This is a genomic window from Sphingomonas degradans, from assembly GCF_053502645.1.
Genome location: NZ_CP177172.1, coordinates 557,203 through 582,910 on the forward strand (window position 1 = coordinate 557,203; position 25,708 = coordinate 582,910).

At 67.2% G+C, this 25,708-nt stretch carries 25 protein-coding genes and 1 riboswitch; of the genes, 11 read left to right on the plus strand and 14 right to left on the minus strand.

Annotated features, from left to right (window positions below; genetic code table 11):
- Nucleotides 1–112: 112 nt before the first annotated feature.
- Nucleotides 113–712: a 50S ribosomal protein L25/general stress protein Ctc gene (locus tag ACG3SL_RS02645; protein WP_448663591.1), complete on the minus strand. Its 600-nt coding sequence runs from the start codon at nucleotides 710–712 to the stop codon at nucleotides 113–115.
- A gap of 128 nt (nucleotides 713–840) precedes the next feature.
- Nucleotides 841–1,719, minus strand: a complete 879-nt coding sequence (locus ACG3SL_RS02650; RefSeq protein ID WP_448663592.1) for a TraB/GumN family protein — start codon at nucleotides 1,717–1,719, stop codon at nucleotides 841–843.
- 134 nt (nucleotides 1,720–1,853) lie between these two features.
- Here ACG3SL_RS02650 and ACG3SL_RS02655 point away from each other — a divergent pair, with 134 nt between their 5' ends.
- The 5 genes from ACG3SL_RS02655 (at nucleotide 1,854) to ACG3SL_RS02675 (ending at nucleotide 8,817) form a co-directional block, all read left to right on the plus strand.
- Entirely contained in the window at nucleotides 1,854–2,720 is an 867-nt protein-coding gene (locus tag ACG3SL_RS02655) for a glycine--tRNA ligase subunit alpha (RefSeq protein ID WP_448665227.1), read from the plus strand.
- Entirely contained in the window at nucleotides 2,717–3,178 is a 462-nt protein-coding gene (locus tag ACG3SL_RS02660; protein WP_448663593.1) for an endonuclease domain-containing protein, read from the plus strand. The genes ACG3SL_RS02655 and ACG3SL_RS02660 overlap by 4 nt, the downstream gene beginning before the upstream one ends.
- Nucleotides 3,178–5,553, plus strand: a complete 2,376-nt coding sequence (gene glyS / locus ACG3SL_RS02665; RefSeq protein WP_448663594.1) for a glycine--tRNA ligase subunit beta — start codon at nucleotides 3,178–3,180, stop codon at nucleotides 5,551–5,553. Before ACG3SL_RS02660 ends, glyS begins: the two co-directional genes overlap by 1 nt.
- A gap of 106 nt (nucleotides 5,554–5,659) precedes the next feature.
- A complete protein-coding gene (gene ppdK / locus ACG3SL_RS02670; RefSeq protein WP_448663595.1) occupies nucleotides 5,660–8,323 on the plus strand; it encodes a pyruvate, phosphate dikinase in 2,664 nt (887 codons plus the stop codon).
- Nucleotides 8,320–8,817: a chorismate--pyruvate lyase family protein gene (locus ACG3SL_RS02675; protein WP_448663596.1), complete on the plus strand. Its 498-nt coding sequence runs from the start codon at nucleotides 8,320–8,322 to the stop codon at nucleotides 8,815–8,817. Before ppdK ends, ACG3SL_RS02675 begins: the two co-directional genes overlap by 4 nt.
- 126 nt (nucleotides 8,818–8,943) lie before the next feature.
- Here the strand turns inward: ACG3SL_RS02675 and ACG3SL_RS02680 are convergent, their stop codons facing one another.
- The 8 genes from ACG3SL_RS02680 to ACG3SL_RS02715 form a co-directional block, all read right to left on the minus strand.
- Nucleotides 8,944–9,207, minus strand: a complete 264-nt coding sequence (locus ACG3SL_RS02680; RefSeq protein WP_448663597.1) for a hypothetical protein — start codon at nucleotides 9,205–9,207, stop codon at nucleotides 8,944–8,946.
- A gap of 76 nt (nucleotides 9,208–9,283) precedes the next feature.
- Nucleotides 9,284–10,276 carry a type II secretion system F family protein gene (locus ACG3SL_RS02685; RefSeq protein ID WP_448665228.1) on the minus strand — a complete coding sequence of 331 codons (993 nt, stop codon included), beginning with the start codon at nucleotides 10,274–10,276 and terminating at the stop codon, nucleotides 9,284–9,286.
- A gap of 2 nt (nucleotides 10,277–10,278) precedes the next feature.
- Entirely contained in the window at nucleotides 10,279–11,259 is a 981-nt protein-coding gene (locus ACG3SL_RS02690) for a type II secretion system F family protein (RefSeq protein WP_448663598.1), read from the minus strand.
- A gap of 51 nt (nucleotides 11,260–11,310) precedes the next feature.
- Nucleotides 11,311–12,591, minus strand: coding sequence for an AAA family ATPase (locus tag ACG3SL_RS02695; RefSeq protein WP_448663599.1), 1,281 nt, complete (start codon nucleotides 12,589–12,591; stop codon nucleotides 11,311–11,313).
- Nucleotides 12,588–13,220, minus strand: coding sequence for a CpaD family pilus assembly lipoprotein (locus ACG3SL_RS02700; protein ID WP_448663600.1), 633 nt, complete (start codon nucleotides 13,218–13,220; stop codon nucleotides 12,588–12,590). The genes ACG3SL_RS02695 and ACG3SL_RS02700 overlap by 4 nt, the downstream gene beginning before the upstream one ends.
- An 18-nt stretch (nucleotides 13,221–13,238) precedes the next feature.
- Entirely contained in the window at nucleotides 13,239–14,741 is a 1,503-nt protein-coding gene (locus ACG3SL_RS02705) for a pilus assembly protein N-terminal domain-containing protein (protein WP_448663601.1), read from the minus strand.
- Complete coding sequence (gene cpaB / locus ACG3SL_RS02710; RefSeq protein WP_448663602.1) at nucleotides 14,741–15,781, minus strand: Flp pilus assembly protein CpaB; 1,041 nt, start codon at nucleotides 15,779–15,781, stop codon at nucleotides 14,741–14,743. Before cpaB ends, ACG3SL_RS02705 begins: the two co-directional genes overlap by 1 nt.
- A 55-nt stretch (nucleotides 15,782–15,836) precedes the next feature.
- Nucleotides 15,837–16,310 carry an A24 family peptidase gene (locus tag ACG3SL_RS02715; RefSeq protein WP_448663603.1) on the minus strand — a complete coding sequence of 158 codons (474 nt, stop codon included), beginning with the start codon at nucleotides 16,308–16,310 and terminating at the stop codon, nucleotides 15,837–15,839.
- A gap of 49 nt (nucleotides 16,311–16,359) precedes the next feature.
- Between ACG3SL_RS02715 and ACG3SL_RS02720 the strand changes: the two genes are divergently transcribed.
- On the plus strand, nucleotides 16,360–17,304 hold the full coding sequence (locus ACG3SL_RS02720) for an alpha/beta fold hydrolase (protein WP_448663604.1): 945 nt from the start codon (nucleotides 16,360–16,362) through the stop codon (nucleotides 17,302–17,304).
- Nucleotides 17,301–18,392 (plus strand): NAD(P)/FAD-dependent oxidoreductase, encoded by a 1,092-nt coding sequence (locus ACG3SL_RS02725; RefSeq protein ID WP_448663605.1) that lies wholly within the window; start codon nucleotides 17,301–17,303, stop codon nucleotides 18,390–18,392. Before ACG3SL_RS02720 ends, ACG3SL_RS02725 begins: the two co-directional genes overlap by 4 nt.
- Before the next feature lie 183 nt (nucleotides 18,393–18,575).
- Here ACG3SL_RS02725 and manD read toward each other — a convergent pair whose 3' ends face one another.
- Nucleotides 18,576–19,787 carry a D-mannonate dehydratase ManD gene (gene manD / locus ACG3SL_RS02730; RefSeq protein ID WP_448663606.1) on the minus strand — a complete coding sequence of 404 codons (1,212 nt, stop codon included), beginning with the start codon at nucleotides 19,785–19,787 and terminating at the stop codon, nucleotides 18,576–18,578.
- Between the two features lie 185 nt (nucleotides 19,788–19,972).
- Here manD and ACG3SL_RS02735 point away from each other — a divergent pair, with 185 nt between their 5' ends.
- A complete protein-coding gene (locus ACG3SL_RS02735) occupies nucleotides 19,973–20,386 on the plus strand; it encodes an acyl-CoA thioesterase (RefSeq protein WP_448663607.1) in 414 nt (137 codons plus the stop codon).
- 78 nt (nucleotides 20,387–20,464) lie between these two features.
- Here the strand turns inward: ACG3SL_RS02735 and rnhA are convergent, their stop codons facing one another.
- The 3 genes from rnhA to ispH are packed head-to-tail and all read right to left on the minus strand — an operon-like array spanning nucleotide 20,465 to nucleotide 22,820.
- On the minus strand, nucleotides 20,465–20,914 hold the full coding sequence (gene rnhA / locus ACG3SL_RS02740; protein WP_448663608.1) for a ribonuclease HI: 450 nt from the start codon (nucleotides 20,912–20,914) through the stop codon (nucleotides 20,465–20,467).
- Nucleotides 20,911–21,867: a homoserine kinase gene (gene thrB, locus ACG3SL_RS02745; RefSeq protein WP_448663609.1), complete on the minus strand. Its 957-nt coding sequence runs from the start codon at nucleotides 21,865–21,867 to the stop codon at nucleotides 20,911–20,913. The genes rnhA and thrB overlap by 4 nt, the downstream gene beginning before the upstream one ends.
- Nucleotides 21,867–22,820, minus strand: a complete 954-nt coding sequence (gene ispH / locus ACG3SL_RS02750; RefSeq protein WP_448663610.1) for a 4-hydroxy-3-methylbut-2-enyl diphosphate reductase — start codon at nucleotides 22,818–22,820, stop codon at nucleotides 21,867–21,869. The genes thrB and ispH overlap by 1 nt, the downstream gene beginning before the upstream one ends.
- A gap of 114 nt (nucleotides 22,821–22,934) precedes the next feature.
- On the opposite strand from ispH, the gene ACG3SL_RS02755 reads away from it, so the two are divergent.
- The 3 genes from ACG3SL_RS02755 (at nucleotide 22,935) to gcvH (ending at nucleotide 25,605) form a co-directional block, all read left to right on the plus strand.
- Nucleotides 22,935–23,573, plus strand: coding sequence for a hypothetical protein (locus tag ACG3SL_RS02755; protein ID WP_448663611.1), 639 nt, complete (start codon nucleotides 22,935–22,937; stop codon nucleotides 23,571–23,573).
- 220 nt (nucleotides 23,574–23,793) lie between these two features.
- Nucleotides 23,794–23,884, plus strand: a riboswitch (glycine riboswitch).
- A gap of 174 nt (nucleotides 23,885–24,058) precedes the next feature.
- Nucleotides 24,059–25,231 carry a glycine cleavage system aminomethyltransferase GcvT gene (gene gcvT, locus ACG3SL_RS02760; RefSeq protein WP_448663612.1) on the plus strand — a complete coding sequence of 391 codons (1,173 nt, stop codon included), beginning with the start codon at nucleotides 24,059–24,061 and terminating at the stop codon, nucleotides 25,229–25,231.
- A gap of 2 nt (nucleotides 25,232–25,233) precedes the next feature.
- Complete coding sequence (gcvH, locus tag ACG3SL_RS02765; protein WP_448663613.1) at nucleotides 25,234–25,605, plus strand: glycine cleavage system protein GcvH; 372 nt, start codon at nucleotides 25,234–25,236, stop codon at nucleotides 25,603–25,605.
- Nucleotides 25,606–25,708 lie beyond the last annotated feature (103 nt).

Sequence of the window (25,708 nt, forward strand, 5' to 3'; positions counted from 1 at the left end):
CCGCCGCAGGCGGTGGGAAGGGTGAGGGTGCTCCACTGGCGTAAAAAACAAAATCGCCCCCGCACCTAGGATGCGGAGGCGATTTTTTGAACCGTGAAGTTCGGCGTCGGGCTTATTCGGCCTCGGCAGCCTCGGCTTCGCCGTCGCTGGACTTCAGCGCCGACGGAGCGACCACGGTGGCGATGGTGAAATCGCGATCGGTGATCGCCGAGGTCGCGCCCTTGGGCAGCGTCACGGCCGAGATGTGCAGCGAATCGCCGACTTCCAGACCCTTGACCGAAATCTCGATCTGGTCGGGGATGCTGGCTGCGTCGACGACCAGTTCCAGCTCGTGGCGAACGATGTTGAGCACGCCACCGCGCTTCAGGCCCGGTGCCAGTTCCTCGTCGACGAACACGATCGGCACTTCGACAGTGACGGTCGCGTGCTCGGAAATGCGCAGGAAATCGGCGTGGAGCGGACGATCGGTGACGACGTCGAATGCGACGTCCTTGGCCAGCGTACGCTCGCCATTGACCATGATCACCGAGTTGAAGAAGTGGCCGGTGTTCAGCAGCTTCTGCAGTTCACGCTCGCTGACGTGGATGCCAACGGGATCTGCCTTGTTGCCATAGATGACGGCGGGGATGCGGCCTTCACGACGCAGCGCCCGGGAGGCTCCCTTGCCAGCCCGGTCGCGCGTTTCGGCCGACAGCGTAAGCGTGTCGCTCATGTGTCGATTCCAATGCGCTAAGTGTTTCGTTTCGTTCGCCGGGCAAGCCTCCAGGGATGACCCTGCCACGACAAGCGCGGGCCTATAGGCGAGAAGGGGGCAAAGAGCAAGGTGGGGGAGGGGCGGTGTCAGTACTGCATCCGCTCTGCCTTCAGTCCGCGTTTCGCCAGCTCGGTCTGGACGCTGGCGCTGCCCGCGAGATGCCCCGCGCCGACGGCGACGAACACCGTGCCGGGGCGGTCCATCCGCCGCCGAATCCATTCGGCCCAGTTGCGGTTGCGGTTGATCAGCAGCGCCTGTGCGAGTTCGGGCGCGCCGGCGAGATCCTCGTTCATCAGCCGGGCCAGCGCGTCGGCATCGCCCCTGCTCCACGCCGCAACCATCGCGTCGATCTGGGCACCGGCCTTGGGCAGCTGGTCGAGCGTGTCGACCAGCAGCGCGCGCTGGGCGGGCAGGGGGAGCGCATCGAAATAGCCAAGCTGCTGGCGCGCGGTCTCCAGCCCGATCACGGGCTTGTGCGCGCGGGTCGCGGCGTCGCTCAGCACCCGTTCGGCGCCGTCCTTGTCGTCATAGCCCAGCTTGCGCAGCGGCATCGACGACAGCAGCGTCGCGGCCAGCCAGGGTTCGGCATGGTCGAGCGCGTCGGGCGCCATGCCCAGGTCGGGCAGCGCGGCGCGCAGCTTGCCCGCAGCGGCGGGGGGCAACTGTTCGGGCAAAGTCGGGCCGCTGGCGGTAGTGCCGAGTTCGTTGACCAGCGCCTGCATCGCCTCCGGCGTGGGCATGACGAGTTCGAGGACCAGCTCGCCGCTGTCGTCGAACGCCTTGCGCACGCCATCGTCGAACCAGCGCACATCGGGGCGCAGCATGTGGACGGTGCCGAACAGATAGATCGTCGTGTCGGCGTCGCGCACTACCCACAAGGCGGGATGGGCTTCGGTGCCGGGCTGCTGCTGCGCCTTGCACCCGCCGAGGACGAGCAACAGGCCGAGGAGTAGGGCGCGGATCATCGCCCTGCCTTGGGGCGGGTGCCGCGCCACTGTCAACGCCGCCATGGTTGACCCTCTGGGCACGCTGCGTCAAAGCGGCGGCAAAGTTACCCCATTGGGAAGTATCCGTGTCCGAACCGCTCAGCTTCCAGAACATGATCCTGCGGCTCCATGACTATTGGAGCGCGCGCGGGTGCCTGATCCTCCAGCCCTATGACATGCGGATGGGCGCCGGCACCTTTCACACCGCAACGACGCTGCGCGCGCTGGGGCCGGAGCCGTGGAACGCGGCGTTCGTCCAGCCCTGTCGCCGCCCGACCGACGGCCGCTATGGCGAGAACCCGAACCGGCTCCAGCATTATTACCAGTATCAGGTGATCCTGAAGCCGAGCCCGAGCGACCTGCAGGAGCTGTATCTGGGCTCGCTGGCGGCGATCGGCATCGATTTCACGCGCCACGACATCCGTTTTGTCGAGGACGACTGGGAATCGCCGACGCTGGGCGCCTGGGGCCTGGGCTGGGAAGTGTGGTGCGACGGGATGGAAGTCACCCAGTTCACCTATTTCCAGCAGATGGGCGGCTATGACTGCAAGCCGGTGGCGGGCGAGCTGACCTACGGCCTCGAACGGCTGGCGATGTATATCCAGAACAAGGACAGCGTGTACGATCTGGCGTTCAACGACGCCGGCGTGACCTATGGCGACGTGTTCCACGAGAACGAAGTCCAGATGTCGAAATGGAATTTCGAAGTCGCGGACACCGACACGCTGTTCGACCTGTTCCGCAAGGCGGCGGCGGAATGCGAGAATTGCCTGGCAAACGGGCTTGCCATTCCCGCCTATGAACAGGCGATCGAGGCGAGCCACATCTTCAACCTGCTCAACGCGCGCGGCGTGATCTCGGTCGCGGAGCGCCAGGCCTATATCGGCCGCGTGCGCGATCTGGCGAAAGGCGCGTGCGCGGCATGGATCGAACGCAAGACCCCCGAATGGGAAGCGCGCTTTCCTGGGTGGGTGGCATGATTTCTGATCCTCCCCGGCACGGGGAGGGGGACCGCGCGCAGCGCGGTGGAGGGGGCGCGCCATCGGTCCGACGGCCTGAGGTGGAAAGTGCGCGGCGCCTCCGCCGCGAAATGAGCCTGCCCGAAGTGTTGCTCTGGCAACGCTTGCGTGGCGGAAAAGCCGGAGCGAAATTTCGGCGTCAGCACCCGGTGGGGCCGTATGTAGTCGATTTTTACTGCCGCGAGGCAGCATTGGTTATCGAGATTGACGGGGAAGTGCATGGCGCGAACACGCGGATCGCGCGGGACGCGCACCGCGATGCCTTTCTCCGCGAGAATGGATATGAGGTACTGCACGTGAATGCTCTAGAGGTATTGCGCGACGCCGATCAGGCTGCGGCCGCGATCGCGACGCTGGTGGCACGCCCCCTCCACCATCCTTCGGATGGTCCCCCTCCCCGTGCCGGGGAGGATCAGTGATGACCGACTTCCTTCTCGAACTCCGTTCCGAAGAAATCCCCGCGCGGATGCAGGAAAAGGCGCGCGAGGATCTTGCGCGTCTGTTCGCCGCCGAGCTGGACAAGGCGGGGCTCAAGGCCGCCGAGACGGTCACCTATGCGACGCCGCGCCGGCTGGCGCTGATCGCGCGCGGGCTGCCAGCCGAGACGGCGTCGGTGTCCGAGGAGACCAAGGGGCCCCGCGTCGGCGCGCCGCCACAGGCGCTGGAGGGATTCCTGCGCAAGACGGGGCTCAGCGCCGACCAGCTGGTCGAGCGTGACGGCGTGCTGTTTGCGATCGTGGACAAGCCCGGTCGCCCGACCGCCGAGGTGCTGGCGGAAGCCATCCCCGCGGTGATCCGCGCCTTCCCCTGGCCAAAGGCGATGCGCTGGGGCGCGCCGTCGCTGTCGACCGAGAGCCCGCGTTGGGTGCGGCCGTTGCAGGGGATCGTCGCGCTGTTCGGCGAGGATGTCGTGCCGGTCGAAGTGGCGGGCGTGACCAGCGGCGCGGCGACGCTGGGGCACCGTTTCCACCATCCGGGCGCGATCACGATCGGCTCGGCGAGCGACTATGTCGAGAAGCTGCGCGCGTGCCATGTCATCGTCGACGGGGCCGAGCGTCGCGGCATCATCGCGCTGGGCGCCAAGATGGCGGCGAACAAGGCCGGGCTCAGCCTGATCGAGGACGACGGGTTGTTGTTCGAGAATGCCGGGCTGACCGAATTCCCGGTGCCGCTGCTCGGGCGTTTCGACGAAGCGTTTCTGGAAGTGCCGCCCGAAGTGATCCAGCTCACTGCGCGCGTGAACCAGAAATATTTCGTGTGCCGCGACGGCGAGGGGCGGCTGGCGAATGCGTTCGTCTGCGTCGCGAACATCGACGCGGCGGACGGCGGCGAGAAGATCGTCGAGGGCAACCAGAAGGTGCTGGCGGCGCGGCTGAGCGATGCGCGGTTCTTCTACGAAACCGACCTGAAGGTGCCGCTGGATACCCAGCGCGAAAAGCTGGCCAAGATCGTGTTCCACGAAAAGCTGGGCACCGTGGCCGACAAGGTCGAGCGCGTGGCGAAGCTGGCGCGGTGGCTGGTGGAAGAGGGGATAATCCTCCCCGGAACGGGGAGGGGGACCGTCGGCGCAGCCGATGGTGGAGGGGGGGCGCCACAGGCGGATTCCCCTGCGGTGATCCCCCTCCACCATCCTGCGGATGGTCCCCCTCCCCGTGCCGGGGAGGAGTTGGCCGACCTCGCCGAGCGCGCAGCGCGGCTTGCCAAGGCGGACCTCGTCACCGGCATGGTCGGCGAGTTCCCCGAACTGCAGGGCCTGATGGGCGGCTATTACGCTGCCGCGCAGGGCGAGCACCCGGCGGTCGCGGCGGCGATCCGCGACCACTACAAGCCGGTCGGGCAGGGGGATGACGTGCCTACTGCGCCGGTGACGGTGGCGGTGGCGCTGGCGGACAAGCTGGATACGATTGCGACTTTCTTTGCGATTAAAGAGCGCCCGACCGGTTCTAAAGATCCTTTCGCCCTAAGGAGGTCGGCACTCGGCATTCTCAGAATAGTCACAGACAATTCACTGCGCGTGTCGTTGGTGGACGCTCTTGCTTGGCATCTTTGGATCGTAGCCAAGCAACTTTGGAGTGCTTTTGACGTTCGATCTCGAATTCTTGAGCATGATGTCCAAAAGGCGCAGGAACTCATTCAGCAGTTCGAAGATGAAAATGCTACTGACCAATCTAGGCGAGCAATAGTCAAGGCTATATTCGGCATGGATTTTGCAAAGGACTCTGAAGATGTTAATTTGATTCGACAGTTCAAATCGGAGGAATATTTGGCGCCTCTGGTTGTTGATATTCTCGACTTCTTCGCCGACCGCCTCAAGGTCCAGCAGCGCGAGGCCGGCGTTCGCCACGACCTGATCGACGCTGTGTTTGCGCTCGGCGGCGAGGACGATCTCGTCCGGCTGCTCGCGCGCGTCCATGCGCTCCAGGCGTTCGTGACGACCGAGGACGGCAGGAACCTGCTCGCCGGGTACAAGCGCGCGGCGAATATCCTCAAGAAGGAGGCGTTCGTTCCGGGCGAAGTCGCGGACAATGAAATCTATGTCGCCGAACCCGCCGAATCCGCGCTGACCGAGGCGCTCGACGCCGCCGAGCCGCGCGCCGAGGCGGCGATCGCGGCGGAGGATTTCGAAGGCGCGATGGCGGCGCTGTCCACGCTGCGCGGGCCGATCGACACGTTCTTCGCGGACGTGACCGTCAACGATGCCGATCCGTTCAAGCGCGAGATGCGCCTGAGCCTGCTCGCGCGGATGCGCGATGCGGTGCACAAGGTGGCGGACTTTTCGAAAATCGAGGGGTAAGCAGAACTTCTCCCCTGACAACGCGATCACGGCTTTCTCGCAGTTCGCGCCTGCGGTAGCGCGGCCTGCCTCCCCAGGCGGACGTTTTCGACCAGAAGGGCATTGAATGACGCACTATGTGTACCGCTTCGGCGGCGGGGTTTCGGACGGCGGCGCCGGGGACAAGAATCTGTTGGGGGGCAAGGGCGCGAACCTTGCCGAGATGGCCTCGATCGGGCTCCCGGTCCCGCCGGGCTTCACGATCTCCACCGCGATGTGCACGCGCTATTACGAGGAAGGGGAGACGTTCCCCGAAAGCGTGAAGGCCGAAGTCGCGAACGGCATCGCCCATATCGAGGGAATCACCGGCAAGGCCTTTGGCGACTCCGCCGATCCGCTGCTCGTCTCGGTCCGTTCGGGCGCGCGGGTGTCGATGCCCGGCATGATGGACACGGTGCTCAACCTGGGGCTGAACGACCAGACCGTGCTGGGGCTGTGCGAGGCATCGGGCGATGCGCGGTTCGCGTGGGACAGCTATCGCCGCTTCATCCAGATGTATTCGGACGTGGTGCTCGAACTCGACCATGGCCGATTCGAGGAAGCGCTGGAAATCGCCAAGGAAGATCGCGGCTATAGCCTCGATACCGAACTGAGCGCCGCCGACTGGCAGGCGCTGGTCGCGGAATACAAGGCTATCGTCGTCGAACTGTGGGGCAAGGAATTCCCGCAGAACGTGCACGACCAGCTATGGGGCGCGATCGGCGCGGTGTTCGGGTCGTGGCAGTCGGAGCGCGCGAAGGTCTATCGCCGGCTCAACGACATTCCCGGCGACTGGGGCACGGCGGTCAACGTCCAGGCGATGGTGTTCGGCAACATGGGCGACACCTCGGCGACGGGCGTGGCCTTCACCCGCGATCCGGCCAAGGGCGACAATGCCTATTATGGCGAGTTCCTCATCAACGCACAGGGCGAGGACGTGGTGGCGGGCATCCGCACGCCGCAGTATCTGACCCAGGCCGCGCGCGAGGCGGCGGGGGCCAAGCCGGCGTCGATGGAAGAGGCGATGCCCGAGGTGTACGGCGAGCTGGCGCGCGTGTTCGACCTGCTCGAGCGGCATTACCGCGACATGCAGGACATCGAGTTTACCGTCGAGCGCGGCAAGCTGTGGATGCTCCAGACCCGCAGCGGCAAGCGCACGGCCAAGGCGGCGCTCAAGATCGCCGTGGACATGGCCAGCGAAGGGCTGATTACGCGCGACGAGGCGATCCTGCGCGTCGATCCGCAGGCGCTGGACCAGCTGCTCCACCCGACGCTGGACCCCAAGGCGGCGCGCGACGTGCTGACCAAGGGGCTGCCGGCATCGCCGGGCGCGGCATCGGGGCTGGCGGTGTTCGACAGCGACACGGCGGAAAAGCGCGCGGCGGCGGGGGACAGCGTGATCCTGATCCGCGTCGAGACGAGCCCGGAGGATATTCACGGGATGCACGCGGCGCGCGGCATCCTGACCGCCCGGGGCGGCATGACCAGCCACGCCGCCGTGGTCGCGCGCGGCATGGGGCGCCCCTGCGTCTCGGGCGCAGGCAGCATCGCGATCGATGCGCGCGAAAAGGTGATGCGCGTCGGCAGCCGCGAAGTGCGCGAAGGCGATATGGTGACGATCGACGGCACCACCGGCGAAGTCATGGCGGGGCAGGTGCCGACGGTGCTGCCCGAGCTGTCGGGCGATTTCGGCACGCTGATGGCGTGGGCGGATGCCGTGCGCCGGCTGAAGGTGCGCGCCAATGCCGAAACGCCGCTTGATTGCCGCACTGCGCGCGATTTCGGCGCCGAGGGCGTCGGGCTGTGCCGGACCGAGCATATGTTCTTCGATTCGGCGCGGATCACGGCGGTGCGCCAGATGATCCTGGCATCGGACGAGGCCGGGCGCCGGGCGGCGCTGGACAAGCTGCTGCCCGAACAGCGCAGCGACTTCATCCAGATCTTCGAAGTGATGGCCGGGCTGCCGGTGACGATCCGCCTGCTCGATCCGCCGCTGCACGAATTCCTGCCGCACGAGGAATCCGAGTTCGCCGAAGTCGCGGCGGCGGCGGGGCTCGATGTCGAGACGCTCAAGCGCCGCGCGGCGGAGCTGCACGAGTTCAACCCGATGCTGGGCCATCGCGGTTGCCGGCTGGGCGTGACCTATCCCGAAATCTACGAGATGCAGGCGCGCGCCATTTTCGAGGCGGCGATCGAAGTCGCGGAGAAATCGGGCGACGCGCCGATCCCCGAAGTGATGATTCCGCTGGTCGCAACCCGCCGCGAGCTGGAGCTGATGAAGGCCGTGGTCGACAAGGCGGCGCAGGCGGTGTTCGCCGACAAGGGCCGCGAAGTCGAGTATCTGGTCGGCACGATGATCGAGCTGCCGCGCGCCGCGCTGAAGGCGGGGGAGATCGCCGAAGTCGGCGCGTTCTTCAGCTTCGGCACCAACGACCTGACCCAGACCACGCTGGGCGTCAGCCGCGACGACGCCTCGCGCTTCCTGACGACCTATGTCGAGAAGGGCATCTACGCCAAGGACCCGTTCGTCAGCCTGGATGTGGACGGCGTGGGTGAGCTGATCGCCATCGCCGCCGAACGGGGCCGCGCGACGCGCAGCGACATCAAGCTGGGCATTTGCGGCGAACATGGCGGCGATCCGGCCAGCATCGCCTTCTGCGAAGCGACGCGGCTCGATTACGTCTCCGCATCGCCCTATCGCGTGCCGATCGCGCGGCTGGCGGCGGCACAGGCGGCGCTGCGGGCGAAGTGATCGCGCTGGCGCTGGCATGGGTCCAGCCCGATCCGGTGGCGCAGCTCGATGCCGAGCTGCGCGCCGCGACCAGCGCGACGGCGGTGCTCCAGCGGCGCTGCGCCACGCCGATCCGCGCGATCGTGGACCGGGGCAGGGTGGTTCGCCCCAGCGCGGCGCAGCGGCGGCGGCTGCGCGTATGGCCTGCGGAGCCGGTCGCGTACCGCGTCGTCGCGCTGACCTGCGACGGGGTGCCGCTGTCGATGGCACAGAATTGGTACGTGCCTGCGCGGCTTACGCCCGAAATGCGCGCGGCGTTGGCCGGGGACACGCCGTTCGGCGTGGCGATCCGGCCCCTGGTGCCGCACCGCCGCCTGATCGACGCCCGCCGGCGGGGCTTGGGAACCTATATCCTGCGGCATCGCGCGCTGGTGCTCGACGCGCGCGGCGTGCCATTGGCCGAAGTGGTGGAGCAGTACACGCCGGCCCTGCGCATGTTACGGCCGGTGGGGTAGGGGAGAGGGCGCAAATGCTCCCCTCCCGCATGCGAGTTTGGGGGAGGGCAAGAAGTGGAAGAAGCGCCGCGCAAGCGCGGCCCCTCCCCTAACCCCTCCCGCTTGCGGGAGGGGGACCATAGGCGCCTATCGCGTACCCTCGATTGCAGCAGGTGCGGCGTGGGAGAGGCGGGCGTTTTCGGCCTCCAGCGTGCGGATGCGCTGCTGTGCTTCCGCCAGCGCCGCGTCCACCCGCTCGCGGCTCGCGGCATGGGCGCGCTTCTCGTCCAGATAGCGTTCGCGCCATTTGCGTCCGCCGGATCGCCCGGCAAGGCCGAACAGCCAGCCGGCGAGCAGCGTCAGCACCAGCGCGGCGATCTGGGTCGGTGTCTGGAACGGCAAGTTCTGCATGGCGCCATCTTCCCACGATTTTACGGGAGTTTATCGCGCGCGGGGGCGGGGCACTACCCGAATGCGGGCCTGTCCGTCAGTGGATCAGCGCGTCGTTGATCGAGCAGGCGGCGGGGCCGAGAATGACGATGAACAGCACCGGCAGGATGAACAGGATCAGCGGCACGGTCATGATCGCGGGCAGGCGCGCGGCCTTTTCCTCGGCGCGCATCATGCGTTCGTTGCGGAATTCGGCGGAGAGGACGCGCAGCGCCGAAGCGAGCGGCGTGCCGTATTTTTCCGTTTGAATCATAGTGGTTACCACGCCGCGGATCGCATCCAGGTCGATCCGCGCGGCGAGGTTCTCGAACGCATGGCGGCGTTCGGCGAGGAAGCCGAGCTCGATCCCGGTCAGCGAGAATTCCTCGCCCAGTTCGGGATAGGCGCGGCCCAGTTCGCGCGCGACACGGGCAAAGGCGGCGTCCACGGTCAGTCCCGCTTCGGCACAGATGACCAGCAGGTCGAGCGCGTCGGGCAGCCCTTTGCGAATCGCGTGGCTGCGCTTGGTAATCTTGTTCTTCAGATAAATGTCGGGCGCCTTGTAGGCGAGGATGAAGCTGCCCGCGACGAGGCCATAGGCCTTGATCGGGGTCCAGTCGGCAAAGGCTTCGGTGCCATAGACAAGGTACAGCATCGGCCCGCCGATCACGATCGGCAGCACCAGCCGGCCGAAAATGACGGCGACGGCCCATTCCTTGCGCCGGATACCCGCCTGGAGCAGCTTGGTCTGCGCGACCTTGACCTGGCTGTCCTGCAACACTTTCAGCGAGAGTAGCAGCGCGCGGATGCGATCGGTCGCCTCGTTCTTTTGCACCAGCTTGGCGCGGCGCTTCGACGTGGAGGCCGTGATGCCGGCCTTCAGCTGCTCGCGCCGCTCGTTGAGCGCCTTGACCCGCTTCGCCATCGGGTTGCGCACCGTGGTCGCCATATAGAGGGCGAACAGCACCGCGAACGCGGCGACCCCCGACAGGATCGTCGCGACGAAGGTGACATCGACGCCGAGCAGCGTGGGGCCGGTTGCGGGGTCCATCATCAGATCTCGAAATTGACCATCTTGGCCATGATGAAGGCGCCGATGCCCATCCAGATCAGCCCGCCGCCGCCGGCGACCATCAGCCGCTGATCCTGAAAGAAGTTCATCATGTAGTTGTTGTTGATGAACCAGACCATGCCGAACACGATGAAGGGCAGCGCGCCGACGATCAGCGCCGACGCCTTTGATTCGGACGACATCGCCTTGATCTTGAGCTTCATCTGGCTGCGCTTGCGCAGCACGTCGGCCAGGTTCGCCAGGGTTTCGGCAAGGTTGCCGCCGGTTTCGCGCTGGATCGCGATCGTGATCGTGAAGAACTGGAATTCGGGCGTGCCCAGCCGGTCGGCGGTTTCCTGCAGCGCTACGTCGAGCGTGCGGCCGATCTTCATCTTGTCGGACACCGATCGGAATTCCTCGCCCACCGGCCCGTCGACTTCATTGCCGACCACGCCGATCGTCTCGGTGATCGGCAGGCCCGAACGCAGGCCGCGGACCAGCAGCTCGATCGCGTCGGGGAACTTGGCCGTGAACTTGGCGATGCGGCGGTTGATGAAGAAGCCGACCAGGAAATGCGGGATGCCGGCCCCGATCGCGAGGCCGAGGAACAGCGACAGCCAGATCGGCGCGCCTTCGATCATCAGGAACAGCGCCGGCAACAGCGTGAGCCCCGCGCTGACCATCCCGTACTGGCCGAGCGACCACGGCTTGCCGGTCATCTCCAGCCGCTTTTGCAGCAGGGCCGGGTTGGGCAGCAGCCGCGTTGCCGCCAGGTCCATTCCCGTCGCGCGGGTCGTGGAGATGCGGCGGATCTGCGCTTCCATCGCGGTCGCGCCGATCGTGCTGACCATGTGGCGGTCGCGCACCGACCCCAGGCGCCGCGTCCCGGCGCGCGCGGCATTGGGGCCGGACAGCGCGAGGACGAGCAGGATCAGCACCAGCATGGCGCCGCCGCCCAGCATCAAGATCGGCAGCATGTTCACGCCGCGCCTGCCTCCATAAGACTCGATTTCGCCATCATGGCCGCCATCGGGTTACTTCTTTGCCCTGCGCGGCATCTTGGCGGTCAGCTTGCCGAGCAGCGATCCGCCCTTGCCGTCCGCCGCGCCCTTGGCCGGCTTATCGTCATGCTCGCCCGAATCGGTGATCGCGGTGATCCGGGTCGCCAGTTCGGCGAGCGGCGCCATGGCCTTCGCGCCCTTGCCCACTTCGGCGAGCGACTTGCCCAGCTTGGCCGCCTGCATCGCCAGTTTCGGATCGAACGGGATCAGCACGTCGATCTTGCGCTCGATCGAGCCTTCGAAATCCTTGCGGCTGATTTCCAGCAGCGGCTGGGGCTGCATCTTGTTGGCGACGACGATCACCTGCGTCTGGGGCGCGTTTGATTTGAACCAGCTGAGGATGCGGATCGAATCGCGCGCGGCCGCCAGCGTCAGGTCGGTCACCAGCACCGCGACCTGCACGTCCGCGATCAGATGGGGATGGTTGACCAGCATCGCGCGGGGCAGATCTACGATCGTGCATTCGAACGCGCTGCGGATTTCCTCCTGCAACTGGTAGAAAGCGGCACCGTCGGTCAACACGGGCGAGTTGATCGGTGCTTCGGCGGACAGCACGGCCAGCCGTTCCGATGCGCGCACCATCGCGCGTTCGATGAACAGCCCGTCGATTCGGCTGGGGTTTTCGATCGCGTCGGTCAGGCCGCGGCCGGGTTCGAGATCGAGCGCCAGCGCGCCGGTGCCGAAATGGATATCCAGATCGAGCAGTGCGGTGGTGCGCGCGTGCGGGGTGCTCATCAGCCACGACAGCGACGTGGCGAGCGTGGTCGCGCCCACGCCGCCGCGCGTGCCGATCACCGCGACGGCGCAGTGCGGGCGATCGGCGCTGTTGTCGGCGACCTTGGGCATGCTCAGCGCGGCCTGGGCATGGGCGAAGGTATCGCGCAGTGCGTCGGGGTTGAGCGGCTTGAGCAGATAATCGTGGATGCCGCTGGCGACGAGATCGCGATACAGCCGCACATCGTTGACCTGGCCGGTGGCGATGACGATCGTGCCGGGCTCGCACACTTCGGCCAGCGCGTTGATGTCGTTGAGCGGATCGCCCGATTCGGACAGGTCCACGAACAGGATGTTCGGGCTGGCCGATACCGACAGCGTCTGGACGGCGTTGCGCAGCCCGCCCTTGTTGACCTTTTCGGGCGACCAGCCGAGTTCGACGGCGATCGGCCGCAGCAGTTCCGCCGTGCCTTCGTCGCAGACGAACGCCGTGAACGGATCACGATGCGCCGCACGCAGCGGATTGAAGGGCGCGTTCACTTGCCACCTCCCGGCGATTCGCTTTTCACCGCCGTGCCGCCGGCGCCGCTAGGTGCCGCGTTGCGCAGCGCGTTGACCGCCTTGCCCGCCGTGGCGGGGTCGGCAGTGGGCGCGCCGCTGGCGCCGCGCACCAGATCGGCGGGGTCGGCGACCATCCGGGCAAGGTTGGTATTGGTCGCACAGCCGAGGTTCGATGACGTGCTGGCGGCATAATCGGGCTGATATTGCCGCGTGAAATCCGGGCAGCCGGGGACCGATGCGGTCATCCGGGTGACGACGACGCGCGCAGTGCCTGGTGCGATCTGGCCCGGCGTCATCGGCGCGCGATCGGCGAGCAACAGGCCATAGCTTCCGGCGAGCGCGGCGACTTCGGCGCGGCCGGTGCTGCCGTCGGCGCCATCGTCGATCGCGACGCGGTCGCCATATTTCAGGCCCATCGATGCCATCCATCCGGCCAGCCGCTGGCCCTCGCCGGGGGCAAGGCGATCGCCCGAGACCGCGACGTCGAAGCTATAGTCGCCGCGCTGGACGACCGGCTGGTGAATGGGGTCCAGCCCGCCATTATACGTGCCGCAAGCGCCCAGGGCGACGAGCGGCACGAGGAGCAGGGGAGCGAAGCGCGATACCATTGCCAATTCCTCTGGACGTCAGAAGCCGAAACCGGGGGCAGCGGAATCGCCGCCCTTTTTGGGCTTGGTTGGGGTGGGCGCGGCCTTGGGCTGCTGTGCGGGCGCCACCGGCGCGAGGGCGCCGACCGAGGGCGTCGCATTGGCGGGCGGCGCCATGCTGGGCTTGGGGCGCGTGCCGCCGGGCGTGCTGCCGCTCAGCTGGCCGCCGAAGATCCGCTGGAAATCGTCGGGCGCGCGGTAGCCGTCGGTCGGCAGGACGACGTCGTTCGCGTTGACCGGCTTCACCAGATAGGGGGTGATGACGATCACGAGCTCGGTCTCGTTGCGCTTGAACCCGTTGGAGCGGAACAGCGCGCCGAGCACGGGCACGTCGCCAAGCCCCGGTGTCTTGGTGATCGAATTGTCGTGCGTGTTCTGCAGCAGCCCGCCGATGACCATGCTCTCGCCTGAGCCCAGCTCCACCATCGTCTCGGCGCGGCGCGTGGTGAGGGCGGGGATCTGGGTGCCGTTGAGCGTCACGGCGCCGGCGGCGGACAGCGCCGATACTTCGGGCTTCACGCGCAGTGAAATGCGCCCGTCGGCGAGCACCGTGGGCGTGAACGCAAGGCTGACGCCATATTGCTTGTATTCCACCGAAACCGCGCCCAGCCCCTGGCTCACCGGGATCGGGATTTCGCCACCGGCAAGGAAGCTGCTGGTCTCGCCCGACAGGGCAGTGAGGTTGGGGTTGGTCAGCGTCGACACCTGGCCGATCGTCTCGCCCAGATCGAGCGCGCTGAGGATGTCGAGCCCGAACAGCTTGCCCGCCAGCCCGATGGTGCCGTTCTCTGACCCCTTGGTGAAGGTGGCGCTGGTGGTCGTGCCCCCGAACGTGCCCGGGGACCGGCCCGATGCGACGCCGAACTGGAAGCCGCTGGTCTGGTCGCGCGTCAGGATGTTAACGCCGACATTCTTGATGAAGCTGCGGCTCACTTCGGCGAAGCGGACCTGGAGGTTCACCTGGAGCGGAGTCGCGGTCTTCAGGCGGCTGATGACCTGCATGTCCTTGCCCATGAACGCCTGCACCAGCCGTTCGGCCTCGGCCATGTCCTGCGGCGCGCGGACGGTGCCGGTCAGCAGCATCATCCCGTTCATCGGGGTGGCGACGACCTGGGCATCGGGCATTGCCAGCCGCAGCATGGTATCGACCGAGTCGATATTGTTGCCGATGCGCACGGTGGTGGAATAGACGACCTTGCCCGTCTTGGACGTGGCATAGATGGTGGTCTCGCCCGCCGCCTTGCCGAACACATAGATCTGCCGCGCCGAGCGCACCTGGACGTCGGCAATCGCGGCGTTCGCGACGAACACGTCGGCGATCGGCGCATCCAGCGTGACGAGGCGGCCGCGATCGGTGTTGATCTGGAGCACCGTCTGCGGCGTGCTCACGGTCTGTGCGGCGGCAGGGGGGATTGCGGCCGCAGACACGCCAAGCGCGAAGAGGGCGAGCGGCAGCACGGCCGGTTTTGCCATGACACGCATCACTTGGTTCCTTCGATCTCTACGGCCGTCACGGCATTGCCCCGCGCGACGGTGATGACGGTGCCGCGCCGGACGGGGGCCACGCCGGGATAGCTCTGGCCGGGCACTGCCGGGACCGCGCCCGAGGGACCACCGGCAGTCTCCATCGCCTTGCCGGGGACGGTGCGGCGCTGAAAGCGGGAAACGTCGGCGCCGGTGGCGAAAGTGGTGTCACCCTCGCGAGGCCCTGCGGCGACGCGCGCCATCATCGCCTTTTCGGCCTTGGCATTGCCATCGGCGGGCACTTCGACGTCGCCATTGGCGATGGCGTCTTCCAGTTCGCCCTGATTGTCGGCGATCGAGCGCAGCGACAGCGACAAGGTGCCCAGCGTCTGTGCGACGGCGATCTTCTCCGCGATCTTGGGCGTCGCCTCGATCGTGACGTTGGAATAGGTGCTCACCACGGTCTTGCCGTTTTCGTCGGTCTGCTTGTCGGTGCGCTGATCGGTGGCGAGGACGCGCAGGTTGCGCATGATCGTCTCCGATGCCTTGAGCGGCGGACCATCGCCGCCGCCGGCGACCGACTGGGTGAGCACCAGGTCGATTCGGTCGCCCGGAAAGACGAAGCCGGCGACCGAGGATTGTGCGGAGACCGGCACGGTGACCGCGCGCATGCCGGGAGCCAGCGCCGCGGCCAGGAAGCCGCGATCGCCGGGCTTGACCAGCGCGCCCTGCGTGATCGGCTGGCCGGCGGGGATCGAATAGCGAACCACCGTGCCCTGCAGCTTGGCGGGATCGCCCGCGGACTTGAGGAAATAGGCGCCCTCGATCAGTTCCTTGGGCCAGGCGACGAACTTCACCGCCTGTGCGTCCAGGATCGTGCCCACCGGCAGAGCGCGCGTGGCGACCAGCACTTCGGTGGTGTTCTCGGGAGTTGCCGCACTGGGGTTCGCCCCCGCGATCGGGGCCGGCGTGCCCACCATCAGGCTGCGCGCCATGAACGCCGTCAGCGTGGCGACGAGCAGCGCTCCGACGAGCAGAATGACCCTGCGTGCATCCATTTCGCTTCAAGCCTTCTTAAAATACGGGTCGCGGTAGTTGTCCGGGCGTTAAGTATCAGCCGAACTGGTTAAGGATCGGTTCGCGCAGGGCGAGCAGCGCGGCGATAACGATCGCGACCCCATAGGGAATTTCCACAGGGTCGGGGCCGCGCCGCCGCAATTTGTGCTCGGCGAGCATGACCAGCGTGAGCACGCCGCCGACCAGCGCCATCACCACCAGCATCCATAGGAGTTGCTGGAGCGGCAGCCACAGCGCGACCGCCCCGATCAGCTTGACGTCGCCCCCACCCATCTGGCCCAGCGCAAAGGCGCCCGCGAAAAGCGCAAAGACGAATGCGGCTATCCCGACCTGGATCGCGATATCGGGCCACAGCGCCAGCCCGTTGGTCCACCACCAAACCGGCGCCAGCAGTGCGATGGCGGCGTTCTTCCAATTGGCGATCTGGCGAATTCGCACATCCTCGATCGCCGCCGAAAGCAGGAGCAGCGCGAGCGCGCCGAGCAGAAAGGTGGCGATCAGGGGGACCATCGACGCAAATCCCTAGACGATGCGGCTTATCAAACCGTAACCACGACTCATGAGCACATCCTCTTTCGACCGCCGCGCCATTCCCGCAGGCGCAACGGTGCATCGCTGGACGGCGCCGGATGGCTGGGGCCTGCGCACCTTTTCGTGGCCGGCGGAGACTGCGTCTCCGCGCGGGAGCATCCTGTTCCAGACCGGGCGCGGCGACATCTTCGAAAAATATCTGGAGACGTTCGCGCACTGGCACGCGCAAGGCTGGTCGATCACGGCGTTCGATTGGCGGGGGCAGGGCGGTTCGGGCCGGCTGACGCCTGCGGGCGATTGTGGGCATATCGAGAGCTTCGACGATTTCATCGCCGACCTGCGCGCCTTCTATGCGCAGTGGCACGCGCAGACGCCCGGGCCGCATGTGGTGATGGGGCATTCGATGGGCGGCCATCTGGTGCTGCGCGGCGTGGTGGAGGGGGCCATCGCCCCCGACGCCGTCGTGCTGGTCGCGCCGATGCTGGGGTTCAGGAGCCCGTTCGGATCGCTGGGCGAGCGCATGGCGCGCATCCTGGGCGGGCTGGGCAATCCTGCGCGCCGGGCGTGGAAGGGTAACGAGAAGCCCTATACCACCGACACGCGATCCTCGCTGCTGACGCACGATGCCGAACGCTATGCCGACGAAATCTGGTGGCAGACGCACGACCCGTCGATCCTGACCGGCCCGCCGAGCTGGCGCTGGGTGATCGAGGCGTTCCGGTCGATGCGCGAGACGGCGGCGAATCCCCGGCTGAAGGCGGTGCGGGTGCCCGTGCTGATGCTGGTGGCGAACGCCGACGGGCTGGTCGATGCGCGCGCGGCGCTGCGTATCGCGCCCGACCTGCCCGATGCGCGAGTCGTCACCTTCGGGCCTGAAAGCGCGCACGAGATCCTGCGCGAAGCCGATCCCGTGCGCGACCGCGCGCTGGCGGAGATCGACGGCTTCCTGGCGGAACGAGCCGCGCGGCCGTGACGCGGTACGACATTGCGATCGTCGGCGGCGGGATTGCCGGGGCGAGCCTGGCCGCCGCGCTGGCGCCGCACGCGCGCGTGCTGATTCTGGAGGCGGAGGAGCGCCCCGGCTATCACGCCACCGGGCGTTCGGCGGCCTTCTGGTCCGAAACCTATGGCGGGCCCTATATCCAGCCGCTGACCACGGCGTCGGGCCCGGCGCTGCACGCGGGCGGGTTCCTCGATCCGCTGGGCTCGCTCCACATCGCCCGCGCGGACGAGCAGGGGGCGGCGGATGCGTTCCTGGCGGAGTTCGACGGCAGCGGCGTGGAACTGCGCGCCGTCGATCCGCGCGAGACCATTTCGGGGCTGCGTCCCGAATGGACGCTGGGCGTGTTCGAGCCGAGCTGTGCCTATATCGACGTCGGCGGGCTGCACGGGGCGTTCCTGGCGACCGCGCGGCGTGCGGGCGCGGAACTGGTCGTGTCGGCGGCGCTACAGGCGGCGCGGCGCGAGGGCGGCGTGTGGCGGCTGGAGACGCGCGCGGGCGCCTTTGCGGCGGGCGTGCTGGTCAATGCGGCAGGGGCGTGGGCCGATTCGGTGGCGACGCTGGCGGGCGCGGCGCCGCTGGGTATCCAACCCTATCGCCGCACCATGGTGCAGCTGCGCACCGATCCCGCGCCGCCGCAAAACCTGCCGCATGTCGGCCACCTGACCGGCAGCTTCTATTTCAAGCCCGAGGCGGGCGGGCGGCTGTGGCTGTCGCCGCATGACGAAATCCCCAGCGTGCCGTGCGACGCCGCGCCCGAGGAACTGGACGTGGCGATCGCGATCGACCGGCTCGAGCATGTCGTCGATTGGCGCGTCGCCGCGCTGGAGCATAAATGGGCGGGGCTGCGCAGCTTCGCGCCCGATCGGCTGCCCGTCTATGGCTTCGACGCGCAGGTGCCGGGGCTGTTCTGGTGCGCGGGGCAGGGCGGCTTCGGCATCCAGACCGCCCCCGCCGCAGCCGCACTGGCGGCGGCGCTGTTGCTGGGTATCGCGCCCGACGCGAGCGTCGCGGGGATAGACCCGCTGCGCTACGCGCCGGGGCGGTTCGGGATGGCGTGAACTTTATTCGCCTGCCTTACTCCAGACCGTACAGCGCCGTCCGCTTATTACCCTCGTCGTCCCGGGCTCGACCCGGGACCCCGCTTCTTTGGCCGCAGTCAATGGCGCAGGAAGCGGGACCCCGGATCAAGTCCGGGGCGACGGCTGCGCGGGAAATTCAGACGGTCCTTCCACCTCAAACCCTCACCAGTTGAACATCGTCCCGTCTTCCAGGCGGTTCACGGGGAGATAGGCGCGCTTGTATTCGTACTTTGCGGCCAGTTCCTCGTCCATCTCGACGCCCAGACCGGGGGCGTCGCCCGGGTGCATCAGGCCCTGCGCGAAGGTGTACGCATGCGGGAACACGGCGTCCGTCTCCGGCGTGTGGCGCATATATTCTTGGATGCCGAAATTGGGGACCGACAGGCCGAAGTGCAGCGCGGCCGCCATGCACACCGGCGACAGGTCGGTCGCGCCGTGGCAGCCGGTGCGGACCTGGTACAGATCGGCCAGCGCCGCCACCCGGCGCAGGTGCGTGATGCCGCCGGCATGGACCACGGTGGCGCGGATATAGTCGATCAGCTGCTCCTCGATCAGCTGCTTGGCGTCCCAGATCGTGTTGAAAATCTCTCCCACCGCCAGCGGCGTCGTGGTGTGCTGGCGGATCAGGCGGAACGCGGCCTGGTTTTCCGCCGGAGTCGCATCCTCGAGCCAGAACAGGCGATAGGGTTCCAGATCCTTGCCCAGCCGCCCCGCCTCGATCGGAGTCAGCCGGTGGTGGACGTCGTGCAGCAGGTGCACGTCCCAGCCCAGCGCATCGCGCCCGCGCTCGAACAGCTTGGGCACATGGTTCATGTACTTGGCGGTGGACCACACGGTCTCTTCGGGCAGCGAACCCTTGGCCGGTTCGTAATAGAAACGCTCGCCCGACACGCCATAGGTGGTGGCGATGCCCGGCACGCCCGACTGCAGGCGGACGGCCTTGTATCCCTGTTCCAGATATTCGTGGGCGCGGTCGATCGTTTCCTCGATGTCAGTGCCGTTCGCATGGCCATAGACCATGCAGCCTTCGCGGCTGGCGCCGCCGAGCAGCTGGTAGACCGGCAGTCCGGCAATCTTGCCCTTGATGTCCCACAGCGCCATGTCGACCGCGGCGATCGCGGACATGGTGACCGGGCCCCGGCGCCAATACGCGCCCTTGTACAGATACTGCCAGATGTCCTCGATCCGATGCGCGTCGCGCCCGATCAGACAGGGGATGACATGATCGGTCAGGTAGCTCGCCACCGCCAGCTCGCGCCCGTTGAGCGTGGCATCGCCCAGGCCGTAGACTCCCTCGTCGGTTTCGATGCGCAGCGTTACGAAATTGCGCCCCGGGCACGTGACGACGACGCGGGCGGCAGTGATACGTGGCATTGGCATCCCCTTTTGTCTGATTACTTGCGCCATCAGCGCGTCGGGCGTGTCGTGTCAAGACCGGGCGGCCCAAAGCCCGCAGCTGCCGTTACGGCAATCGGCACCCACGGGCGCAAACCCCGGAAAACTACACTGGCGGGTGATAGAGGTCGCGATTGTCAGCAGATTGCGCTATGTTGGAGCCCATGAGTATTTCCGCGCTTCCCTATAATTTTCAGGTCGACGTCGCCGCCGACGACATCGATTTCATGGGGCACGTCAACAATGCCAGCTACCTCAAATGGGTGCAGGCCGCGGTTATCAGCCATTGGCAGCATCTGGCGCCGGTCGAGGCAGTGGCCGAGCATCTGTGGGTCGCGCTGAAGCACGAGATCACCTATCGCCGCCCGGCGTTCCTGAACGACGATGTCGTCGCCACGGTGCTGCTCGAAAAGGTGCAGGGCGCGCGGGCGTTTTACGAAACGGTGATTCGGCGCGGCGGCGACGTGCTGGCCGAGGTCAAGTCCAGCTGGTGCTGCATCGACGCCCAGACGCACCGCCCCGCGCGGCTGGCAAAGGACGTGATCGACAAGTTCTTCGTGAAGTCCGACGAGGGCTGACTTTTTACTCCGTTTGCCCTTCGGCAAGCGCCCTTCGACAAGCTCAGGGCGAACGGGGAGGGGCGCGCTTGGCCGTTGTCAGGCCCGCTGGGCCAGCGCGGCGTCGCTTGCCAGCTTGTCGGCGCGTTCGTTGTCGGGGTGGCCGGCATGGCCCTTTACCCAGACCCATTCGACCCGGTGCGGCTTCGACGCCGCCAGCAATTCCTGCCACAGTTCGGCGTTCTTGACCGGTTTCTTGTCCGCCGTGCGCCAGCCGTTCTTGAGCCAGCCGTGGATCCATTTGGTCAGGCCATCCATCACATAGCGGCTGTCGGTGGACAGCGTGACGCGGCACGGGCGCTTCAACGCCTGTAGCCCCTGGATCGCGGCCATCAGCTCCATGCGGTTGTTGGTGGTGTGCGGCTCGCCGCCCGACATTTCCTTTTCGGTGCCGCCCATGCGCAGCACCACGCCCCAACCGCCCCGGCCGGGATTGCCCTTGCACGCGCCGTCGGTCGCGATTTCGACATGCTGGAGTTCGGTGGTCATGCGAGCGCCCCCAGCGCCGATTCATAGGCCCGCGACCGCCGCCAGAAGGCGAGCGGGTCCTTGCGCGTCACCAGCGCGTCGGCGGGCGTGTTGAGCCAGTCCCAGGCGCGCGACAAGGTGAAGCGGATGCACGCGCCGGTCGCGAGCAGCGGCAGGATCGCGCGCTCCTGTTCGGTGAGCTTGTAGCTGGTCTCATAGCCCGCGAGCAGCGCCTCGGACACATAGGGATCGAACTTGTTTCCGGTCGCATCGAACGCCCAGGCGGTGTGCATCACCGCAAGGTCGTAGAGCCGCAGATCGGTGCAGGCGAAGTAGAAGTCGATCAGCCCGGTCACGCGGTTGCCAAGCATCAGAACATTGTCCGGGAACAGATCGGCATGGATCGCGCAGGAATCGAAGCCCTCGCGCGGCCAGAGCGCGGTGACGCGGTCCAGCGCCTGGCCCAGCTCGTCGTACAGCCCCGGCGCGATCTGGTTGAGGCTGGTGCCGCAGCGCTCGAACAGCGGGCGCCAGGTGTCGACGCCCATCGAATTGGGGCGGTCCTGCGGGAAGTCCGCCACTGCCTTATGCATCCGCCCCATCGCCTCCGCCGCCGCGCGCGCCTGTGCGGGGGTAGGGTGCGAGACCGAGACGCCCGACAGGAACTGGATCAGGCACGCCGGGCGCCCCTCCAGCGTGTGGATCAGCGTGCCGTCGCGATCGGGCACTGCCGGCGGCACCGGCAGCCCGCGATCGGCGCAGTGATCGAGCAGCGCCATGAAATAGGGCAGGTCGCCCTGGTCGACGCGCTTCTCGTACAGCGTCAGGATGAAGCGGCTCTTGGTCGTGTCGACCATGTAGTTGCTGTTCTCCACCCCCTCGGCGATGCCCTTGGCGGAGACCAGTTCGCCGACGTCGAACTGCTCGAGGAACGCGGACAGCGCCTCGGCCGAAACCTGCGTGTATACGGCCATTACGCGGCTTCGAGTCCGCGGGGCAGCTTGAAGGCGATGTTCTCGGTCACGGTCTCGACTTGCTTCTCGGTCACGGTGAAACGGCTGGCGATGCGGTCCACGACTTCGCGGACCAGCACTTCGGGTGCGGAGGCGCCGGCGGTGATGCCCACGGTCGATGCGCCATCGAACCAGGCGAAATCGATGTCCTCGGCCCGCTGGATCAGCGTGGCGCAGGTGTTGCCGCGCAGCGCGACTTCGACCAGGCGCAGCGAATTGGACGATTTGGGCGAGCCGATCACGAGCACCAGGTCGCACGATTCGGCGATCGCCTTGACCGCATTCTGCCGGTTGGACGTGGCATAGCAGATGTCGTCCGGCCCCGGCGCGCGGATCGTCGGGAAGCGGCGCTTGAGCACCTCCAGCACCGCTGCCGTATCATCGACCGACAGCGTCGTCTGGGTCAGGAAGGCGAGGTTTTCGGCATCGGCGACGGCGAGTGCTTCGGCATCCTCGACCGTTTCGATCAGGGTCATCGATCCTTCGGGCACCTGGCCGAAGGTGCCGATCACTTCGGGGTGGCCGGCATGGCCGATGAACAGGATATGGTGCCCCTGCGCCACCAGCCGCTCCGCCTGGCGATGGACCTTGGACACCAGCGGGCAGGTGGCGTCGAGGTACGAGAGGCCGCGTTCGGCGGCCTTGGCGGGCACGGCCTTGGGCACGCCGTGCGCGGAGAAAACGACGGGGACGTCGTCGGGCACTTCGTCGAGCTCATCGACGAAGATCGCGCCCTGCGCCTTCAGCGTATCGACGACATATTTGTTGTGCACGATTTCGTGCCGGACATAGACCGGCGCGCCATATTTCTCGATCGCCAGCTCGACGATGCGGATGGCACGATCGACACCGGCGCAAAAGCCGCGCGGGGCGGCGATGAGCAGAGTCAGCGGGGGTTTTTCAGCTTCGGTCATGGCGCGGATGGGCTCTACGCGATTGCTTGCGCGGGCGAAAGGCGGTTCCTATGGTGCCCGCCGTTTCCGGGGTGCCTGTCGGCGCGCCGGCGGTTTTGTTGAAAGGTGTCCCCTTTGTCGCTCGCCAAGCTCGCTGTTCCCGCCCTGATCCTGCTCGCCGCTGGCGGCTGTGCCCGTACGGGCGAGATCGCCGAGGGCGGCATCACGGCCGTTCGCTCCGCCTGCCCGCGCGTGGGCGTTCCCGCCGGGACCGGCGACGTGACGCTGTTCGATCCCCCCGCCAGCCGCGAAGCGCAGGCGATCGACGTGACCGCGACGCTCACCAACGTCCAGGCGACCTGCGACGATACCGGGCCGCAGGTGCAGACCAGCATCACCTTCGACGTGTTGGCCCGTCGTTCGACCGCAGGCCCCGCGCGCGACGTGACGCTGCCCTATTTCGTGACGGTGGTGCGCGGCGGATCGTCGGTGGTGGCAAAGCGCATCAATACGGTGACCATCCACTTCGCCGAGGGACAACTGCGCGCGCAGGCCGTGGGGCAGGGGGGCGCCTCCGTCGATCGCGTCGCTGCCACGCTACCCGAGGATGTGCGCAAGCGGCTGAACAGCAAGCGCCGCGCGGGCGAGGAGGCGGCGGCGATGGACCCGCTCGCCGATCCCGCCATCCGCCAGGCTGTGCTGTCGGCCACCTTCGAGGCGCTGGTTGGCTTCCAGCTGACCGAGGACCAGCTGAAGTACAACGCGACTCGGTGATCTTCTTAATCCTCCCCGGAACGGGGAGGGGGACCATGCGCAGCATGGTGGAGGGGGCACGCCGCAGGCGAGTCCGGTGCGGCGGCCCCCCTCCACCACGCGGCTTGCGCCGCGCGGTCCCCCTCCCCGTGCGGGAGAGGATTGAATTTACCCACTATCCCGATTGACTCGCGCCGGCCCTCCAGCCAAGGCTTGGCGGGTCGATGTCGGGCAACCGGCATGGGTATGCGCGGGAGAGAATCCGGTTCGCCGGATCGCCGAAGGAGCAACCGCCCCGGAATCTCTCAGGCACCGAGGACCGCGCAGGCCACGACACTCTGGAAAGCGAGCCGGCTTGCAGCCAGGCTCCACCGAAGGGGTAAGCGGACGCCGTAAAGGGCGCGCCCGCGAAAGCTCTCAGGTACCGTGACAGAGGGGGCGATGGATCAGGGCGCCGGACGGCGCGCGATTTCCGTCGAATCCACCCTTGGCGCGGAGTGCCCCGTATGAGCGAAGTCGAAACCCAGGAACTGCACGGCGAAGATGACGCCCCCATTGCGCTGGGGCTGTTGCCGCTGGACGCCTGGCATCGCGCGCGCGGCGGGCGGATGGTGCCGTTCGCGGGCTATGAGATGCCGGTCCAGTATGAAGGCATCATGGCCGAGCATCTGTGGGCGCGCGAACATGCCGGGCTGTTCGACGTCAGCCATATGGGCCAGCTGCTGTTTTCGGGCGAGGCGTTCGACGCGGGGCTGGAAACGCTGTTGCCGGGCGACATCACCGGCCTCGCCGCAGGGCGGATGCGCTATTCGCTGCTGCTCGCCGAAAATGGCGGCATCCACGACGATCTGATGCTGACCCGGCTGCCCGCCGACAATGCGTTCGAGATCGACGCGGGCGCGATCTACATGGTCGTCAACGGCGCGACCAAGTGGGACGATCTGGGCGTGCTGCGCGAGGCGCTGCCCGACGCGGTGGTCATCAACCATCTCGACGAACAGGCGCTGCTGGCGCTGCAGGGGCCCGAGGCCGTGACCGCGCTGGAGCGCGTGGTGCCCGGCGTGTCGGCGCTGACCTTCATGACCGCCGCCGCCTTCGAATGGCAGGGCAATCCGCTGTGGATCAGCCGCTCGGGCTATACCGGCGAGGACGGGTTCGAGATTTCGCTGCCCGGCGAGGCGGCGGAAGCCTTTGCCGAGGCGCTGACCGCGCAGCCCGAGGTCAAGCCGATCGGGCTGGGCGCGCGCGATTCGCTGCGGCTCGAGGCCGGGCTGCCGCTCTATGGGCACGACCTGGACCTGGAGACCACGCCGGTCGCCGCCGATCTGGGCTTTGCCCTGTCGAAGCGCCGCCGCGAGCAGGGCGGCTTCCCCGGCCATGCGCAGATCATGACGGAGCGCGAGAGTGGCCCGGCCCGCAAGCGCGTCGGCCTGATCGTGGAAGGCCGCCAGCCGGTGCGCGAGGGCGCCACCGTGGTCGACGCCGACGGCGCGCAGATCGGCACGGTCACCAGCGGCGGTTTCGCGCCCACCGTGCAGAAGCCGATCGCCATGGCCTATGTCCCGCTCGCGCTCGCGACGCCCGGCACTCGCATCACCCTTGCCCAGCGCGGCAAGACTCATTCCGCGGAGGTCGTCTCGATGCCCTTCGTTCCCCACCGCTACGTCAGAAAGGGCTGACCATGAGCCGTTACTACACCGAAGATCACGAATGGGTTGAAGTCGATGGCGACATCGGCACCGTCGGCATCAGCGAATATGCGCAGAGCCAGCTGGGCGACATCGTGTTCGTCGAAGTGCCCGACGAGGGCAAGGAACTGACCAAGGGCGACGATGCCGCCGTGGTCGAAAGCGTCAAGGCCGCGTCCGACGTCTATTCGCCGGTGTCCGGCACCGTGATCGAGGGCAACGAGGACCTGGCCGACAATCCCGCGCTGGTGAACGAAGACCCCGAGGGTGATGGCTGGTTCTTCAAGCTGACGCTGTCCGACCCGGACGAGCTGGAAGGCCTGATGGACGAAGCGAAGTACGCCGCGTTCGTCGCCAAGCTGTAAAAATCCCCCTCCCGCGTGCGGGAGGGGTCAGGGGAGGGCGTAGCCGCGAGCGGTAGGCCCTCCTGAAATTCACGCCCTCCCCCGACCCCTCCCGCATGCGGGA